A 20,574-nucleotide genomic window follows, 5' to 3' on the forward strand; every position below is an offset into this window, starting at 1 on the left:
TCACCTAAAATTTAATAAGCCTTTAGTTTTTCTGGAACGAAACTGAATAAACTCATTGCGATCTTCAACGTTTAGATAAATATTCATTTTCTTAACTTCAGCAAAACGTTGTCCCAAATCATGATGATAACGATGACCAGGATACACAAGTACTTCATCCGGAATCACTTTTTTCAGATAATTCAGGGAATCAAGCATCATGCCTGCATCCCCTCCTTTACTGTGACAAAAGCCACAACCTTCATTAAATAAAGTATCACCCGTAAAGAGCGCATTATCTATTTGAAAACAAAGGCCACCAAAAGTGTGACCGGGGGTTTGATGAATAATAATGCTGGGGAAACTTTCAATATTAATCATGTTTTGTAAAGAATAAATCGGCTTAAGCTTATGACACTGAAATCCATAATACGCAATTTCTGCGCTGCTCACATAAACAGGACATTCGTAATATTTGGCAAAATAATTCGCCAAATGAGAATGATCCAGATGATGATGCGTTAATAAAATAGCAATAACTCGTAAATTATTTTGTGTTACAAAGTCCTGAAATTTTCTTTTTTCCCATGAAGGATCGATAAAAATACAGGTTTTATTTTCAGTATCCACAACAACAGGACAATAATTTATAAATTTAAATCGCTGGGTTTTAATCACTTCGATGTACATCATGAACTCGTATAAAATTAAAATCAGGGCAGTACGCCATTTGATAATGGTACTTATCAAAACAAATGATTTGATTCTTTTTGACTTCTAAAACAATAGGCTTGGTCTTTAATAACTGAGAAACCACATCCCCATCCGCTTGAAGAGTAAACAATGGATTTTTATCAAAATAGAGAACAGGAGATATCATCAGTTCGCCTGTGATTTGATGGGTATCAAACAAGTTAAAATAATAAGTTAAGTGCGCTTCATCTCTGGCTTTATGTAAGATAATATGATTTCTTGCGCACCAAGATTCTAACTGCTTCGTCTCAATACATGAGGCTAAATCGTCAAAAGACAATTTTAAATGAACATTTAAAATAAAATTATCCTGACAATGTTCAAGCAGCGTATGACTTTCCCATAACGTCAAATTCACATCCCTTTTTGCACATAAAGTGACATAAGAAATTGTTGAATCTAAATAATCAATATAGTGTCCCGGAGTACGCTCCTCTGCTGTAAAATCACCAACAACAATTTGTTTCTCCAAACTAAATGCAGCCTCAAACGATCTAAGTTCGAGATGATTTTTTTCCAAAACTTTAATCATCATGAACCCCAATCGCCTTCTCCATATTCTGGCGACGCATTTGAATGTTCCATATTCCACCCGTTACCATTTGATACTCATCGTTTAACAAGGGTTTAATTTTCAAATGGGCTTTTTCCAGTTCATGCCAAGGTAGGGCTGGAAAGAAATGATGCTCCACATGATAACCAAAATTTAAAAATAAATAATGTTGCAACCATCGTGGAAACCAGGTACTACGCGTTGTTAAAGCATGCTCTTTTAATGTAGGTCGGTGTTGGGTAGGTTCTAAACCTAAATGCTGTGGCGTTGATAACGTTTCCCAGAGTACCCCATAAATTAAAATCGCTGGAAATAAATTTTTAAAGGTTAAAACGCTTGGGAAACACCATTTTAAGAGCACGTAAGCAAAAAACAAAAAGAGTACTGAAAACAAACATTGTCGGAACATCACTCGAGATAATTGTTTTTGTTTTAAGAGTTTAAGAGGATAAGTCCAATAAACTAAATGTAAAAAAAACACATTTAGCGGAATAAAAGTTCTCCAGCCAACATGAAAAATCCAAGGTAGCTTCTTCGTTATTTTTGCTTGTTTCAATAATTCGAATACAGGATCCTTATCAATATGACCAGTCCATTTATGATGTTCTTCATGAATGATTTTCCAGGGAAAGAATGGCATACAACAAAAAATGCTGTTGTAATGACCAAGAACAACATTAAACCAAGATTTACTGGATAAAGTGTTATGGCCACATTCATGGAGTAAAATAAAATTATGCAGAAATAAAGTTGCCAGGCAAATTTCCCCTAAGCAATAAAAAAATAAGCTGTTCTTCCCCAGGAAAACAACTGCGGCATAAAGCAACACAATATCAGCAATTAGGAAACCGAGGCTTTTTGTCAGTCGTCGCTTAAAGTTCAGTGACTTCCTCACTTCAGTGTATTCTTCATTACTTAACATAAAATTTCTTCCTTTTTCTTTTCAATAGTATTAATGAGCTGCGATAAAGAAACATTTTCAAGTAATACTGTAGGTGAAATGCTAATCTCTAACTCACATTTAATTTGTTCTGCCAAATGAATTGCCGCTAATGAATCAAAACCATAATGTGTTAGTGATTTATTTAAATCTAAAGTTGCCGTGGAACAATTTACATGTCTGGCTAATAGTGTCAATAATTCATTATCTGTGTTTGCAATTTTAGGTGAAATCAACTGAGTTTCTTTTTGATAAATCAACGTTTCTTGTATCTGTTCCTTGTACCTAAACCGTGTTTTTAATGTTGCAATAAAGATCGATTGGTTGATTTCTTTTGGCATAGCATAAACATCCACTGCAAAACCCATTTCGAGGAGTAGTTTTTTCCAAGTGTGTGCATTCAGTAAGGCACTTGCAGAAATACGATATTCATCCTTTTGTGCATGCCATTGTTTAAATAAGCCAAAGGTAAACGCAAGAAATAAACTGTTTTCAGTTGCTTCATTGATAATGAGTACTCCATCATCATGAAGCAGTGGAATAATATTCATCAGACATTGACGAATATCATCTGCCGTATGCAATACATTACTTGCAATAATGAGATCAAATTGTTTGCTCATCACAGGCTTATTAATATCTAAAATACACGTTTCCACGCCAGCATACTGAGAGAAATAGTCTTTCGCTTGGGCAACAAATTGAGGATTAATATCACTAAACGTATAATGAATCTGATCGGAACATTGAGTTAATACTGCTTCCGTAGTAGCGCCAGTCCCTCCTCCTAATTCAAGAATATCAACTCGTTTATGACGTGTAGCAATGATGTCCTTAACTGCTGCAGCAATGGCTTGATTGTAATGACTTGCCAAAAGATTTTTTTGATAGATCGCACGGACTAAATCATCTCGTCCAAATGGAAACATCACTTGATGTATGGTTTTTTGCCCTGTGACCACTTCAGTAAACTGTGCGGCACACACGGTGAGCAACTGAACAAAAGGTTTGATTTGTGGGTATTTTTTAATTAATTGCAAATGATCGTGCAGTAATTCAGTAAGGGATTTAATTTGATATTTATTTTCAAGAATATGCTTTTGCTCAAAATCTTTTAAACAATTCATCAATGCAAAATAGTATTCTTCATAATCTTTGCATACACCTTGCCCCAAATGATTCTGACTCCACACAACACCATGGGTGAGTAAATGATGTTTCATTAAATGAAAACAGAAATGCTCTAACTCCTGTAATCCCTGATTAAATTGGAGTAATTCCTCCGCTTCCTGAGCTAAAGCATCTGAACAAATCGGCATCATCGCTTTAACTGATTCGGAAACATTGAAAAAACTCAGGTTGGATTGGGGCGAATACGTTGCTAATTGCAGTGAGTAATCACCTTGTTCTGCAGTAATTGGTGAAATACCAGAAGCACGCATCAGTTGATTTGCGGCTTCATCTTCTTGCTGCCAAAATCCCCAATGCACCACTTTTGTTTTCTCGGAATGCAATGCATTAATTAATGCATCAGCATAAAAACACGTTGCTGAATAAGCCCCTCTGTTTTTATTTTGTGTATAAACCTGCACTGAAGATGTAATGACAATTTGCTTCACTCCGTTGCGACGACACGCATTGATTAAATGATAAGCCCCCAATACCTTAACACTCATTTGTGACACATACTCTTCATAGCTTAATGAAGTTACTGGAGATTCTGCATAATAGGCACCTAAGTGATAAATGCAATCTATCGAGCCATAGTTTTGAATCACTTCGTCGATTAAAGACTCCACTTCATTGGCAACAGTACAATCCACTCGTCGCCAGTGCAGTATTCCTTCGGTTCTCGACACCGTACTACGACTGGCAATAATTAGCGCTCGCGGTTGACGCTCAAGAAACTTAGGAACTAAATACCTTCCTACTTGGCCATCGCCACCAATGATCACAATCACTTCATGACGAGGTATCGAAAGGTTAAAAGAGATATTCAGTGCTTTGAGCTGCCGATGCCAGACTCCATCATCCGCCATAATTAAAGGATAAGCCTGGCCTTGATGAGACACAGTAAACGCGAAAGGGCTCATTGCATTATCAGCAAGATCAATACACTCAATAAACCAAGATGGATGTTCTTTTTTTAAAGATTGAGCTAAGCCATGGAGGCTTGCTGCATAGGGATTAATCGTCGATTGTTTTAATCCATAAGCATTATTACTGAATAGATAAAGTTTTAAGGTTTTTTCGCTATAACCAAGCTCTTCCAGCTTTTTAACGCAATTTAAAAATCCAGCCATCCCATAGCGTTGGGAATAAAGTAAGGAAGCAGTATTGATCTCTTCATGACACATCCCGGCACAGTAATAAATCAACTCGCAAGAATGCTCTTTTAACCATTGCATGCCCTGCTCTACTGAATCTTGGGCATCGACAAATACAAAACGAATCACACCTTTATATTGTGTTTGTTGCAGCGCATTTTTTACTGATTGCTCTTGCGTACGTGTCAAAAAAATAGCTATATGCTGATAGTTATCAAGGTCAAAAGACCCAACCGTTTTTTTCCTCCAAATGGGTTCATAACATTCAATGACTTTATTGATTGGTTTAATCTCAGTCATCATTTCATCACCCATATACCCGCGTGTCATCCTGCGCGGGGATGATGGTGTGTTGCGTATGGGTGACGATACAGTGACTGAAGCCATTGGTTTTAATTTCTCTTGCTCTTCAAACCAACAATAATGAGGCGCAAAAGGATACACAGGTAACGCAAGAGGAATGGCATTAATTCCTTTATAAATTCGTTGCCAGTCAATCAGTTGGCCTGCTTGATAAGCATGCGAAAGCATATTTAAATAATCTTTTAGTTGACTGGGCGACTGTTGTAACTCAAGAAGCGTTTCTCCGCTTAAAATGTGATTATATGAAGGGAGTATTGAATCAGAACCATATTTTAGTTGTTCTCTCAAATCATTAATATTTGCCACAATAAAAAGCTTACGACAGGCAAAATCAGCTCGTCCTACGTTTAAGGTAAAGCTCAATTGAGTCAGGTTGATGTTATTGTTCACTGGGTTTAAATAATCCAGAAGCCGCTCCGCCATTTTTTCCAGGGCAACCTCCGTTTTTGCAGATAATTTGACAGGAACATAAGGCAAATTAGGTAGTTGTTGTGGTAAAAGCTTATTTCGCGCTAAAACACAATGACCATTACTGCCACCAAAACCAAAACTATTAATTGCGATCGTTGATAACAACGCAGGTTCAGCTTGATTAGCAATATGAAATGGACTCTCTGCAAGTCGAATGTAAGGATTAACTTCCTGAAAATTTGCCTGAGGTGGAATCATTTGATGTTTGAGCATCAACAATCCTTTAATCAATCCTGCGAGTCCCGCAACGGGTTCTGTATGACCAATATTGCTCTTTACTGAACCAATATAAAGTGGTTTTACTCGGGGTGCGAACAACTCGTTCAAGACTGAAAATTCAATAGGGTCACCTAAACGAGTTGCGGTAGCATGAGCTTCAAAATAATCGATTTCATCAACCGATATTCCATCCTGATATACTTGCGATAGCAATTGTTTTTGCGCTACAGGATTAGGGGCAGTCAATGATTGTGAATGACCTCCATGATTGACTTGAATTGCTTTTATATTGGCTTCGATACGTAACTTTTGTGCCACCGCCAAATCTTCCCCCACCAACCAAACACCAGCCAAGCCTTCACCTTTAACATAACCATCAGCTTGAGCATCAAAGGGCCGACAGCCATTCGTTGGCGAAAGAACATTTAACTGGGCAGTTAACTCGAGTGTTTTTACATCGCAAAGCAAACTGACCCCGAGGACAAGAGCGGATTCGCACTCACCTTGCTTAATTGCCTGTACTGCACGATTCAAGGCTGAGAAACTACTCGAACATGCTGTATCGATGGTTTCACTTGGTCCATGGAAATCAAAAAACTGTGAAATTCGATTTGCAGCAAAAGTCTTTGCACAACCTGTAACCTGGTAAAGATTACTTAACTGACTGCGATCCAATAAACGCGCATAGTCATCAAATTGAATGGCAACAAATACCCCAATCCTATTTCCTTTTACAGAGTGCGGTGAAACACCTGCGTGCTCGAATATATGCCAGGAAAGTTCTAATAACTTACGCTGTTGCGGATCCATATATTTTGCTTGTTCCAAATTCAAATCAAAAAAAGCAAAATCAAAATCTGCATAATGATCAATAAAACCCATCTTCAGCGAGTCATTCTTTTGATGATTAAAACGCTCGTTAAGTGGCATCTGGGTACAATCTTTCCCTGCTAACAAAGCGTGCCAGTAGTCTTCTGTGGTAGGACATTGAGCAAAAGAACAATAATAACCACAAATGACAACATTTGATAACGCTGGATCCAGCGTATTTAATGAGGAAGAGTCAGGAACTCTTGTTGTAAATACTCGCCCCTCGTCGACGTCCCGTCCCCACGACTTGTTCACGGGATTATCCGCGGGATCCAGGGTTCCAAGATCACCATTGGATTCCGCGGACAAGCCGCGGAACGTCGGGTTACATGAGGAGTGAATAGCCACATATTCATCTAATTTTCCTATTGTCTGGAATTCAAAAAATTGGTTGGGATTTATTTGCATTTCATAATATTTGCTTATTGCCTCTGTTAACTCACTAAGTGTCAATGAATTAAACCCCAATTGATAAAAAGTCTGTTCTGATTTAATTTGCTGAGCAGAAATACCTATGATTGATTCGATTAACTCATATAAAGAATGATTTTTATTCCTAGAAACTTTTTGATGTAGTTTCTGAAGAGGAACATTAAAACATTCTTGAGTTAAATAGTGATGAAATCGCTTGGGGTTCCCCTGAAATGGTATGTATTCACCTGCTGATAACGTTAATAAGTGCTGGCAAATAACATTTAAATCATCTGCCTTTAATGGCTCTAAACCTTGGTTGCTCTTACTCCATGTTAACCAGTTCAATTCATCCAATGACTGAGTTGACTCCGTCATCACAAAAGGTAAGTAAACACAAACATGTTCTTTACAATAAACATTTAATGCACGCAAAGAAGCATTATAAATCGCATAATCTGCTTGCCTGCTAAATCCAGCTAAAGCAGATAAAGAAGAAATACTGATTAATTTTTTTGGATGATTATGTTGAATGAATTGACTTAAATGATGATGTAGTCGTTTTCGTTGTGCCACTTCATTCGATCTATTTTTACCCGGCATAATCCCAAGACAATTGATGATGACATCATAAGAAGAATGAGCTTCGTAAGAATTAGAAAAATCATGCTGGATGTAATGGACTTGTCCTCCCAAAGTGCGAAGCATTTGTTGCCGTTTCGGATCAAGCTCGCTTCGTCCAATAATATCAAACTGAGAAATTCCAGCCCTAATTAAAGTCTGACAAAATTGATATCCTATAGAGCCCAAACCACCTAATACCACAACACGTGTTCCAGGTATTAGTGGCGATGATTGTCTATTCGTATTAATTAAGTTTAAAGCAAAAGTAGACCTTGCCCTGTCATACTTAATCATGCGGTAGTCATGCTGATGTGCTTCGTTACTTACTATACTCACTACTTCAGAGTTCGATAAACTCGTTACATGAGGAATCAAAATATTCTTATAATAATGGTTCAGTATCTTGGGTATGGACATCATCAGAGCATGTAACTCCATCCAATGATTCTGACTTTGATGAATAAAAATAAATTGAACCTCTGGATTTTCAGAAATGCATTTATTGAGTAATTCAATAAGGCGCTCTGATTCATTACCTGCTTCGTCAAGAAAAATTGCAGCTTTATTTAAGCAACTCTCTGGTGTTGCGCGTTTAAAATACATCTGCTGAGAACCATTATCTAACTGGCAAATGTCATCAGCCTTAATGACCGGCTCAAGAGAACAAAGCTCCATATCTAATTTAAAGCAATGCGGCATTATTTCTTCTGAATGAGACAGCCAATACTTCTGTTTTTTGTATTGTGTTTTGGGCCTTGTACAAAGATTATGGGAAAAATTTTGTAAAATTAAATGCGCATTACTTCCACCTGCGCCAAAACTACTCAACCCAGCAAAATGAAGTTCTTGCTGAGGTAAGTACTCAGTGCTTATTTTAATTGGCACATCATCAATATTTAATCTTGAGTTTAATGGCAAAGCATTGATGGAAGGAGCTAATGTCTGAGCCTGGAATTGCACAATGAGTTTCACAATACCTGCCATGCCGGCAGCAGATTCCAAATGTCCCAAATTACTTTTTATTGATCCTACATACAATAGTTTTTTTAGAGAGCGGTTACCATATACTTCCTTTAATGCGGCAAGTTCAATAGGGTCACCCAAAGAGGTTCCAGTTCCATGTGCCTCAATATAATCGATTTGATCAGGTCTAATCTTCGCATGAGTCAAAGCTTGTTGAATCACTTTCACTTGTGCTTGAACATTAGGTACGGTAAATCCACTACTCATGCCTCCATGATTCAACGCTAATCCTTTAATTAACGCATAGATGGAATCTCCATCCGCCAGTGCTTTTTTTGCTTTCTTTAAAAGAAGCACAACAATTCCTTCTCCAGGTATATAACCATCAGCATGTTCCTGAAATGGCGCGCTTTTACCCGTTGCAGACAAGAATTTATTTTGTACCAAGGATGCTAATTTATAGGGATGGGAACATAGATTTACTCCGCCAACTAACATCGCATCTACTTCATCATCGGCCAAATAACGACACGCTAAATCAATGGCAGTCAATGAAGAAGAACACATGGAATCTAAAGAAAAACTTGGTCCTGTTAAATTCAGCGCGTAAGAAACACGATTTGCAATACTTGCTCCTGAAGATTGCGGAAGTTTTAAGTTAACCTCTTGCTGACATTGTTCCACACCATAATTTTGATAAAGATGAAACATCGATGCCGCAATAACACCAATATTTTTCTCTTTACTGTGGGCATAACCTGCATCTTCGAGACAATGCCAGGCATTTGCTAAAAATAAACGCTCTTGCGGATCAATTAATGCGGCATCGCGTGGTGAGATATTAAAAAAGAAAGGATCAAAACTGGCGATATCTTCCAAATATCCACCCCAGAGATAAGGAATATAATGCCAATTTCTCTGTACCTTCGTAATTGAGTTTTTTGCTGTTTTTAAGTTGTTCCAAAGCTCTTCCAAATTTTCAGCATCAGGCAATTGTAATGAAATTCCGATAATCGCTATGTCGTGATCAGTGACTTCATGTGACTCAGATTGTGGTAATGTATTAGACTTATTTCGAAACTCTACTGTATCGGCGAATTGCTTCGTCAGTATTCCGCTCGACCCAGCGAGTTTCGAAGGAAGTCTATTGAATCGATAGTCATGTGATTTGACGATACGATGTGCTAACAAGGAAGAATTAGCAATCACCACATGGGGAACATGTGCGTCAAATGCTTGTTCCAATAATGCAAAAGCATGCGATGTTTCTAAAGGTAAGGTTCCATATTCTTCTTTTAATTTTTGTAATTGGTGAGGATTGATTTCCATCCCACCTTCTAACCAATAAGGCCAACTGATACTAATGAATCGGGAAGACTGTTTCCCGGCAAGGCGCAATTGTTCTTGTTCATAAGCATAGGTGTTTAAAGTGGCATTGGCCGCAGCATAAATACTTTGTCCAAGATTACCAATATCGGCTGATAAAGAAGAATAAATACAATAAAAATCTGGGGACTTATGGTGTAACGCTTGGTGAATAACACGCAACCCATCCAATTTGGATCGCAGCGTTTTTTCAATATCTTCTGGCCGGATATTCATCAGCAAACGATCATGTTTTTCGCCGGCTAAATAAAACAAACCATCAATAGGAAAATCATGAGTATTGAAAAAATCATGGACTGCTTCAACATCGCTTACATCCAACTGGTAATAGGTCACTCGTGGATCAGGAGCAATCTGATCACTTCGGCCAATGATATGAATCTGAGCCTGATATGTCTGAATCAGATAAGCAGTGAGCAAGCGGCCCAATCCGCCATTGCCTCCAACGAGTAAATAACTGCCTCCTTTTTTGAGCGTTGAATGGTTCAACGTAAAATCAAAATCGAGCTTGATGTAGCATGGGGCAAAAAACATTTCTTGATGCAGATATACACATCCATCCCTATTTGCCAAAGAGCCAGCATCATCTTTCACACATTCTTCACTGACCAAAATCAGACATTTTAAATAAGGATATTCTTTAGCAAAGCAAGAAAATAAAGCAGAAACAGATTGGATTAAACTCTGTTGCTTAGGTGATAGCCCCATAACAATAGGAGGTAAAACCCCTTGCGACCAACGGACAAGTTTGGAAAAAGTTTCTACGATATGATTTAAAACTGCTTGTAAATCAAGCTCAGTTTGATGATAACGGATGTCGTAAATAACCCAATCTGCTTTAGCTTGCCCCTGCAAAAATTCAAGTGCCTGGTCGTAATTATATTGGTCATTAATGAGCAATACTTGTTTGTTATCGATACTTCGATTTATTTTACTTTTTGTTGGAATATACAGTGCATAGTCAGTATTCTCTAATTGTTCTGATATCTGCTCAGTCTGCCCTGCACTACCGATTTCTCGTTGCGTCGATAAGAGGTGAATACTTTCATGATTTCTTGTTATGGGCGAGGAACAACGAGCATCAATATACGTTGATAATTTTTCCAAAGTATTTTGTTCAAACAATAAAGTAGGATAGAGTTCTAAATTAAATTGTTTTTCCAATACATCGACCAAAGCAATTAAACTACTGGAATCAAATCCCAAATCAAAAAAAGAAACATGAGGTTCTAAAACAGCAGGAGCGTCCTGTAAATTATTCTTTATCAGAGCAGTAATTTTGTTCTGAGTATCTCCAAAAACAGTTAGCAGTGAATCCATAGGACTCGGAATAACTTGCTGCGCAAACTGCTTGCGCTGAAATCGCTTATTCGTTAATCCTTCAACGGCTACTACTAAATGCCCCTCAGGTGTAAGTAGATGAATTCGGCATTTAATTAACGACTCATGATGCGTTGGTATGACCTCAGCTTTAACCATCAAAGTAGGCGTTGTCACTCGCCCAAATACACTCACCCGATCAATTCCTAAAGGTAAATAACTTATATCAGGGTCTGCATGTGCTACTTCATCAAAATGCAATGCGGCTATGGCAAACGTAGCACCATCCAATAAAGCTGGGTGTAAATAAAAACGAGATAAATAAGGGTGAGCCTTGGAGTTCAGTGTCAACTCCATTGCAATCGGTGAGGCATTGATTTGTGTGGTTCCACTAACCCGCATAAATTCACCATGCTCAATAAATGAAGCACGCGCCAAACTATATAGGGTATTCATTGAATGAATTTGTGTCTCTTCATTTTGCAGCTTAATTGATTCAGGCAAATCCGATACTTTAAACGCTATTTCTGCTTTAAAATGGACAATTTTCTTATCATGCTCTTGATGATAAATTTCTACAGTTTGGTAGTGTGAATCATAAACAACAGACAAGAGAATCGTTTCACCTTCGAGCACTTTGGCGGCATGAGGATAGGTAACTTGTGTGAGCTCAAAACACTCAGACTCAAAACAGCGAGCAATAATATCCAAATAGGCAATACCAGGTAACACGCGCACCCCATCAATACGGTGGTCTGCAACCAGATAATTATCTGCAGTTAATTTAATTTTAAATACGTTCGACATCAAAAAATTCATCCATTGTTTCTGAACACTGGTCTTCATCTCGCAAAGCGACTGAATTTTGCTGCATCATACTCGAGAAAATGACATGGGCATTCGTTCCACCAAAACCAAAAGCGCTGACACCAAAATAATGGGTTTGTTGAGTCTCTAAAAATTGAGGTTTATTCAACAAACATAAAGGTGAATTGGCAAAGTCATAACGAGGATTTGGCGTCACTTGCTCTGGTTGAGGCAACAAGCAATGATGGTAACTGCATAATGCAGTTTTTATAAATCCAGCCATTCCTGCAGCACTTAAAGTATGGCCAATATTTGCTTTCACACCGCCCACAACACATTTTTTAGTCGATGTACCCAAAACATGAGTTAACGCTTGCAACTCCATAGGGTCACCTAATTCGGTACCGGTCGCATGCATTTCAACGTAATCTAAATGTTGTGCTGTTAAGCCCGCATTATCTAATGCTTTTTGAATCACTTTTTGCTGTGCTTTAGGATTGGGCGTAGTGTAACCCATCGTATTCCCATCATTATTGACTGCAATTCCTTCAATAACACAATAAATCTTATTTTCATCTGCTAATGCTTGTTCCAAAGGCTTTAAAACAACAAAACCTCCTCCTTCACTTAATACAATTCCATTGGCACGGACATCAAAAGGACGACAATTGAAATCAGATGATAAAGCTTTAGCCGCATCCATTAAAGCAAAAGGTCTTGTATTGGCCAAACCATCAATACCTCCTACCAGAGCGAGTTCAATATCTCCTGATTTCAATGCAGAAACTGCATGATTCAAAGCAACTAAAGAAGAAGAACACGCTGTATCAACAACTTCAGCGGTTCCACTTAAATCAAAAAAATGATTGATATGAGCTGCTATAAAATTTTGTCCCTGACCAATGATAGTAAACTGATTAATCTCATGATCAGCACTAAAATCAGCGCGTGTTCCCACAAATACACCAGCGTTCATTCCTTTAATCGTTTCTTTTGTAAAACCAGCATCAACAATTGCTTGCTGGCTTAATGCCAACGCACGAGTCACTAAGGGATTAATTTGTCGTTGATGTTTTTCCGCAAACCCAAAATCAAGCGCAGTTCCCCATGCATTATCGTGAATAAATCCACCTTGAATAGAATCATACTCCTTGCGATCAACTCGCTCTTTAGGAATTGGAGTAATCGAAATGTTACCCTTCAACAAATTATTCCAAAATTCCTGCACATTATTGGCACCTGGAAATTGACATGCCATACCAATCACTGCGATTTTTTGCGAGTTTTTTTGTTGCTTCGAAACGGTAGCTGGTTTACTCAAAGTTTCTGGTGATAATCCATTTAATTTCTGGATATGTGACGTTAATCGATCAAGCGTATTGTGTTCAAAAATCACTTCGGCAGGAAGCATCAAACCCATTACCGCTTCGATTTTTTTTAATAATGCCATTAACAGAACAGAATCAACTCCATATTCGGCAAAACTCTTTTCTAATTGAATCTCATCTTCAGTGATACCAACTACTTCCATGAAGATCATTTTTAAAGTGTCTAGGGTTTGCCCAATGCTTACGTCCCGCGGCTTATCTGCAGGATCCATGAATGCCCCGGATAAACCTAATGTATTACTTTGAATCGATAAATTATGATCGAATGATCTCTTTGGAGACAGCTCATTTTTACTTGGCATAATAACTGAAGAAAGTGTATCGCTTTCTAATAAAGTTGAGAGTAAAGAAAGCGCCTCATTGGTTTTATAACTTCCCAATTGGCTTCGTTGATAACTGCTACTCGTTTCCGCATTTTTACTAAATTCACTCCAGGCAGGCCAGGCAATACTTACTACTTTTTCAGCATGCACTTGGGCAAATGCATTTAAATAATAATTACCCAAAGCATAATCAACTACACCCGTTGCAAGCTCTGGGAGGATGCTGGATACTGATGAAAAGAGGACTAATCGCTCCAAGCCAAAAGGACTAACTGCCGACCATAATGCTTCAAGCCCTGCTCTTTTCGGATGAAACATCTGGATGAAATCATTTTGGGTAAGCTCCGTAAACGGCTTGGTTTGTTTTGGTGTTACTCCTGCACAATGAAAAATCCAACCAAAATGGTCTTTTTCATTCATAACGACTCTTAAAAACGAAGCAAATAATTCCTCTTGAGCTAAATCACCAATATAGTAATAAACCGCACATCCTTGTTTTTTTAATTGATTAATTAATTGAATGGTTTTTCCTGCCTTACACGACGAATGCAGATAATGCTCCCATAATGTTTCTTGTGGCAATGGAGTGATGCCAGTTAGAATTAACTTGCGTACACCACGAGCAACCAACCATTTTGCAACTTCAGCACCAATACCACTAGTACCACCAGTAATTAAGTACACTTTCTCAGAATCAATTGGGATTGAAGCTGGTTTTTTATATTCTTTTGCTTGTAATACTTGAATGAATCGTTGTCCTTGAACATATCGTGCTTTGTGATAATTGAGATTTAACTGGCTTAATTCCTGTTGAATGAGCTCAGAAGTAAGAGACTGTTGATCAATCACTAAGGAAGCAGTTTTTAAGCCTATAGTTTGTTCATTCATACACCTTAAGAAATAACTGATCACATCCAAATCAGGAGATTGCATTTCATTAATTTGTAAAATGGCTCCTTTTTTTGCAGCAAGAGCAACCTGCTGTAAAAAGTTCAAATGCTCAACTAACTCAAGTTCATCATCACAGCAATCAAGAAGTACAAAATCATGATCCAACAATTCAATGATTTGTTTTTGCGTTACTGCGCGTCCCTCTCGAGCTAAATACCACCCGTTTTGTGATGCGTACATGATGTGGATTGCATTTTGAGGCAGAATCTTTTTTATCTTTGCCTCATTACTTTTGGTGCTTAATACAATCCAATTTCGGGATGTCTCATTATCAATGCGTCCTTCTTGCCGTTGCCAAACATACTCATAAAGTTTGTCTGTAGATACTTTTTTTTCAACATCATGAAAGTAGCGCCTACTTTGAAATACAGTTCGTGGTAATGGGCTAATATGAGGCTTAATAGTACTTTCATAACTTTGTAAAATCACATGGGCATTACTCCCACCCGCACCAAAACTGGACACACCGGCATAATAACACTGGTCTTTCGGATGAAGTGACCAATTCGATGGTGTTTGGCATAAAACCAACGAGTTTGGCAATTGAATATTAGAATTCAATGTACTTGCGTGAAGACTTGCATAAAGCTTTTTTTGTTGCATCTGTGCAATCACTTTGACGATGCCAGCAAGTCCTGCGGCAGCTTCCATATGCCCATAATTTGATTTTAATGAACCAATAAAGCAAGGAGTAGTACGTTCAGAAAATACTTTGTTTAGCCCCTTAATTTCAATGGGATCCCCCAATTGTGTTCCTGTGCCGTGACACTCTAAATAACTTATATCTTCAGGTTGCAAGCAGGCTTGTGATAATGCTCTTTTAACTACTTCTGCTTGGGCATTTGCATTAGGAACCGTATATCCTGAACTGGTACCATTATGAGCGATACTGCTCCCTTTAATCACCGCATGGATACGATCACCATCGTTAATTGCTGCTTTGAGTGGTTTAATTAAAATACTGACCACCCCCTCACTAGGAACATAGCCATCTGCCTGCTCTCCAAAACTGGCACAATGTCCTTGGAGGGATAGCATATTTCGATGCAAAAGCTCCTGGTATTTATAATCATGACTAATGAGGTTAACCCCTCCCACTAATGCCATTGATGCATCTTGGGCTTTGATGGCTTGAATGGCCAAATGTAGTGCAGTTAACGATGAAGAACACATACTGTCTAGAGTCAGACTTGGTCCTGTCAAATTAAGAACACTGGAAATGCGATTAGCAATACTCGCTGCTGTTGAGTTCGCCAATACAGTTCTTTGCTCTTTTAAACTTTTTTCAAAACCGGTTAATTGATAAAAATTATTCATTGCACCAATGAACACACCTACAGGACGAGCTTGATTATCAATGCGAATTCCAGCATCTTCAAAGCAATGCCACGCATTTTGCAACATAAGCCGCTCTTGAGGACACATAATTAACGCATCATGTGGGGCAATATTAAAAAATAAAGCATCAAAATCATTCGCATTTTCAAGCAATGCGCCATAACCATAACTACCCTCGTCAATTGCCTGTACGCAATTTATACCTTCTTCCAAGACTTCGATAAATGATGGGAAATCGGAGGCTTGAGGGAAATTAACGGCTATGCCAATAATTGCTATATCAGATACAGTCGCCATCGGATGCGATGAAGTTTCATGTGTCAATTCTTTTCTATCTTGGGAAATATCTTGCAACTGAGCAACCCGACCTACGTCCTGCGCCTTGTCCGCGGGATCCTGGAGTCTCGTGACATCAATTGATCCCGCGGATAAGCCGCGAGACGTAGCATACGGGTAAGTGCCTATAATATACTTACTGAAATGAGCAATTAATTCATCAAAAGTTGTATTCTCAAATAAAAGGGTTTTAGGTTGGCTGCCAAAATGAGCTTCGAGATCAAAAATAATATCCATAGCCAATAAAGAATCTAATCCTAGCTTACTGAACTGCCCAATTTTCTGTAGTTCATCAGAAGTCATATTCAGGCGATGGGAAAAAACAGAATAGACTAGCTCTTGAATCGATTCTGTTTCTGTAACAACTTGCTCATGCCTGTGCCCCGCAACTTGTTCGTGAGGTCTCGAGATCATTCCATTCTCATGGGGTTCGCGGACAGGCCGCGAGATGTTGGCTGTTGGTGACACAACTTGTGCAGTGAGTTCTTCAAGAACAACACATAAAGCCCCATCTTCATCAAAAATTTGAATATGAAAGCTGAGATGCCCCACTTTTTGCGTACACACCAAAGCATGATTTGACAGCTTTTTAAAAAGCGCTACCCTTTTAACGCTAACAGGTAAAGAAAGGGGTTGCTGTTGATATAAAGTAAAGTAGCCAACAGTTTGTAATGCTGCATCCAAGAGATAAGGATTAAATAAAAATTCACTAAAATCTTTACTCGATTGGATGTGAGCAAAGACTCGGTCCTCAAATGCAAAAAGTTGTGTGATATTTTTTAAATCCGGTCCGTATTGAATCCCTGCCTGCTCAAAACAGCGATAATATTCAGTACAGTCAATTGCATTGGAACTCTTTTTAAAATCCTCCAGATCAAAAGGAAGAACCCTCTTTTCATCTTTTGCAATTTCCGCACTAAAAAAAGAACGTTCCTCATGAAGTAATTCAATGGAATTTGTAGTGTTGCTCATATGGATATGCATCCTTTGGTGAAGTGCGGGCAATGCGCTTAACCAACGAACGTTCACGCAATGAAGCGGCAATTCATTAAAAAAATGCTGAGTTAATGCAAGACTCACAACACCAGGTAAAATCGCTTGATGATTCACTTGATGCTGACTGAAATAAGTCTTCTCTGCAGATAATGTGTATTCATTGGTTGTCTGCCAGTAACAATGAATTTTTTTAAAAGGATATACTGAAAATTCACGTTTCTTTTCGTTTGCAACTTGTTGAATCACTACATGTGCATTCGTACCAGAAAATCCAAATGAACTGACTGCGGCAAGCGATTTATTTTTAGGCCACGTGCATAATTCTTTGACTGGATAAAATGATGTACTGGCAAAATCGATTTGTGGATTTTCACGCTCACAATGAATTGTTGCTGGAATTTTTTGGAAGTAACTGCATAAAACACTTTTGATAAAACCACAAACTCCAGCTGCATGTACTGTATGACCAATATTAGATTTGATGCTTCCTAAACCACAGGACTTAGTGTTCGATTCTTTTTTTTGTGTCGCGAACAATCGCTGTAATGCATGTACTTCAATTGGATCACCAAGTTCTGTACCTGTTCCATGCGTTTCAATATAAGCAAGATCTTCAGTAGATAAGCCATAGGAAGTATAAATTTGCTGCATCAATTCGGTTTGTGCCAAGCCATTAGGCGCCGTAATTCCATTAGATTGCCCATCCTGATTCACCCCACTGGCTTTGATCACAGCATAAATGGGATCTTGATCTTTAAGTGCTTGTTCTAAAGGTTTCAAATAAACACAGGCTACTGCTTCGCCGGGAATAAAACCATTCGCTTTGTCACTAAAAGTTTGGCACGCATAATCAGAAGACAACATTTTGGCATGATGTGCTTGCTGCAAAAACTCATCACTGGTCATTACAAATACCCCACCAGCTAAAGCACTAGAGCACTCTCCATTTTTAATGGCTTGACATGCTTGATGTATGGCAACCAAAGAAGAAGAACATGCGGTATCTACAGTGATTGCCGGACCCGTCAAATTAAAGGTATAAGAAACTCGTCCTGCAATGACTGATGGCGCATTTCCCCAAAAACTTTGGGCTATAGGTTTTTGCTGGCTATGAGTCAAATAATTAGTTTGGCTCGCACCCACAAAAACACCACAGAATTTATCAGGTAGCTCCATTGGAGAATAACCCGCATCAATTAAAGCACCGGCTGCAGTTTGTAAAAATAAACGCTGTTGAGGATCCATCGCCTGTGCTTCAATTTTGGGGATGTGGAAATAGTCTGGATCAAAAGCAAAAACATCATCCAGCCACCCCGCATGATTGGGCTCGCGTAAGTGTTTTTTTCCACGCTTCTCTAATGAAGTAATCGCATCAAATCCTTCGCATAAGGAGTTCCATAATGCTTCAATTGACTCTGCTTGGGGAAATTTGCCGGCCATACCGATCACAGCAATATCTAAAGGGGCTTTAACAGTAGACCTAATTTTGTTCTTTGCTGGATCTTTGCTTGCCAGCTCAACACCTTCCATAATGATTTGCCATTTTCCTTGTGCATCAAAAACAGTTGCGCTCTGATCTTTAGTATATAAAAAAGCACTTTGCTGATGCTGTACTTGTAATAAAATCCGTTTTATTGCTTTAGGTAACCCAGGACGAGGATTTTTAGCAAAAGAAGGATCGTTGCAATAAATTAATGAATGCAACATGCTGCCTAAAACTGCAGGAAAGTTGGCATTAGGATCCAGGGCAGCAGAAAATGAATCGTCAGAATCATTATATTGTTTAATAACTTGGTAACAATCACCCAAATAATGTAATGAATCACTCTGATAAAAATCATGTGTCCCGTCATTCCCGCCCATGCTCGAACTTGGTTCAAACCAAGATTGTTGATGGATCCTCGCTTTCGCGGGGATGACGTCTGAAATCAAATTATTTGTTAAATCATCGAATTGATAAGAACTCTGCAATACTAATTCCTCACTGCCATCACCGTGTAATTGCATAATGCAGCAGTAATGATTTGTGGGATCAATTTCCAAATGCAAATTGATCTCCTGATCTTTTTGGGCAATTAATAATTTTTTTAATTCGACATCAGTTAATTCCACTATGGGTGAAGTAGCCGCTAAAGGACTTAACGCGGCATAAATCATCATGAGTAAATTATCTAATGGAAAAACATAATGACCATCAATTTGATGTGCTAACCAGTAGGGATTACTTTGAGGACTGTATGTATACCGACGCCGTTGCTTAGTCATCAATGAACTCCCCCACAAATAAATCGACTGCTTGTCTTTGAGCAACAACAGGCTCTTCGCTCTTTAATTCGGAATGAACAAAAGTTGCCAAACGCTGTAACGTGGGATAGTCAAAAATAACTGCAGTCCGTAAAGACAGATTGAATGTTTTATTGATATTGGTAACCAAACCCACTCCAGTAATCGAATCGAGGCCAATTTCTGCCAAAGGACGATCAACTTCAAGATGCTGATTTTTGGGTAAATGAAGTGCCGAAATAACAAATTCAGAAATTTTCTGAGTAATCTCTTGAAATTTATCGTTCCCTTCTCCCCAGAATTGGGGAGAAGGTGTCCAAAGAACGGATGAGGGGCGACTCACTTGAAATTCTTCCCGACAACATGTCTCATCAATGCCAGAGTGACAACAAAACACCTTTTGTGCTGTTCCCTGAGCACACAAATCCGGTTCTAACACATCAAAACCCGTTGCAGTTAATTTTTGCAGCCAGAGATGCTGGCTTAATAAAGGAGACGCATTTAATCGTTGTGCATCACAAGCTTGCCACCAACCATCAAATAAACCAAAAATAAAATTCAAATAAGCTTGTTCTTGTACTGCCTCATTTAATAGAAACATACCTTCAGGCTTGAGAATGCGCTGCAATTCCTTGAGGGTAGTTTCTAAATCATTTGCTAAATGGATTACATTAGAAGCCAGAATAACGTCAAAAGAATTATCAGCCCATTCTGCCAAATGATTCATATCCAAATGTTCACATTGCAGATTAAAGCGTACTTTGGCTTGTAATTTTTTACCTTGATTTAAGAAAAATGAAGAAACATCTGTATAGTAATAATCAACCTGTTCATAGTCATTCAGTACATCCATTAAAGTTTCAGTGGTTGCACCTACACCAGCACCCAGCTCGAGAATTTTAACTCGTTTGTTGTTTGCACAGAGAAACTCACCCAAATATTTTGCAATCTGCTGATTACATTGTCTTGATTC

General features: G+C 38.4%; 6 protein-coding genes (1 of these 6 cut by a window edge). All 6 read right to left on the minus strand.

Annotated elements, in window-relative coordinates; all coding sequences use genetic code 11:
- Tightly spaced (each overlapping or abutting the next), the 6 genes in view from Lani_RS16660 to Lani_RS20330 form a layout consistent with a single transcriptional unit that may run on beyond the window.
- Window positions 1-672 carry an MBL fold metallo-hydrolase gene (locus tag Lani_RS16660; RefSeq protein ID WP_223499392.1) on the minus strand — a complete coding sequence of 224 codons (672 nt, stop codon included), beginning with the start codon at window positions 670-672 and terminating at the stop codon, window positions 1-3.
- Complete coding sequence (locus Lani_RS16665; RefSeq protein WP_058388722.1) at window positions 650-1,267, minus strand: hypothetical protein; 618 nt, start codon at window positions 1,265-1,267, stop codon at window positions 650-652. The genes Lani_RS16660 and Lani_RS16665 overlap by 23 nt, the downstream gene beginning before the upstream one ends.
- Window positions 1,257-2,207, minus strand: a complete 951-nt coding sequence (locus tag Lani_RS16670) for a fatty acid desaturase family protein (protein WP_019234883.1) — start codon at window positions 2,205-2,207, stop codon at window positions 1,257-1,259. The genes Lani_RS16665 and Lani_RS16670 overlap by 11 nt, the downstream gene beginning before the upstream one ends.
- Entirely contained in the window at window positions 2,201-11,986 is a 9,786-nt protein-coding gene (locus Lani_RS16675) for an SDR family NAD(P)-dependent oxidoreductase (RefSeq protein WP_019234882.1), read from the minus strand. The genes Lani_RS16670 and Lani_RS16675 overlap by 7 nt, the downstream gene beginning before the upstream one ends.
- Entirely contained in the window at window positions 11,970-19,583 is a 7,614-nt protein-coding gene (locus Lani_RS16680; RefSeq protein ID WP_019234881.1) for an SDR family NAD(P)-dependent oxidoreductase, read from the minus strand. Before Lani_RS16680 ends, Lani_RS16675 begins: the two co-directional genes overlap by 17 nt.
- Window positions 19,576-20,574 carry the final stretch of an SDR family NAD(P)-dependent oxidoreductase gene (locus Lani_RS20330; RefSeq protein ID WP_019234880.1) on the minus strand. It continues 12,210 nt past the right edge of the window, so only the last 999 of its 13,209 coding nucleotides appear in the window; the start codon falls outside the window, past its right edge; the stop codon is at window positions 19,576-19,578. Before Lani_RS20330 ends, Lani_RS16680 begins: the two co-directional genes overlap by 8 nt.

This window comes from Legionella anisa, assembly GCF_001467525.1.
Classification (GTDB): domain Bacteria; phylum Pseudomonadota; class Gammaproteobacteria; order Legionellales; family Legionellaceae; genus Legionella; species Legionella anisa.

Coding starts and splice junctions, on each gene's coding strand:
- Lani_RS16670 (WP_019234883.1), bottom strand. CDS start 2,207: ATGTTAAGTAATGAAGAATACACTGAAGTGAGGAAGTCACTGAACTTT.
- Lani_RS16665 (WP_058388722.1), bottom strand. CDS start 1,267: ATGATGATTAAAGTTTTGGAAAAAAATCATCTCGAACTTAGATCGTTT.
- Lani_RS16680 (WP_019234881.1), bottom strand. CDS start 19,583: ATGACTAAGCAACGGCGTCGGTATACATACAGTCCTCAAAGTAATCCC.
- Lani_RS16660 (WP_223499392.1), bottom strand. CDS start 672: ATGATGTACATCGAAGTGATTAAAACCCAGCGATTTAAATTTATAAAT.
- Lani_RS16675 (WP_019234882.1), bottom strand. CDS start 11,986: ATGTCGAACGTATTTAAAATTAAATTAACTGCAGATAATTATCTGGTT.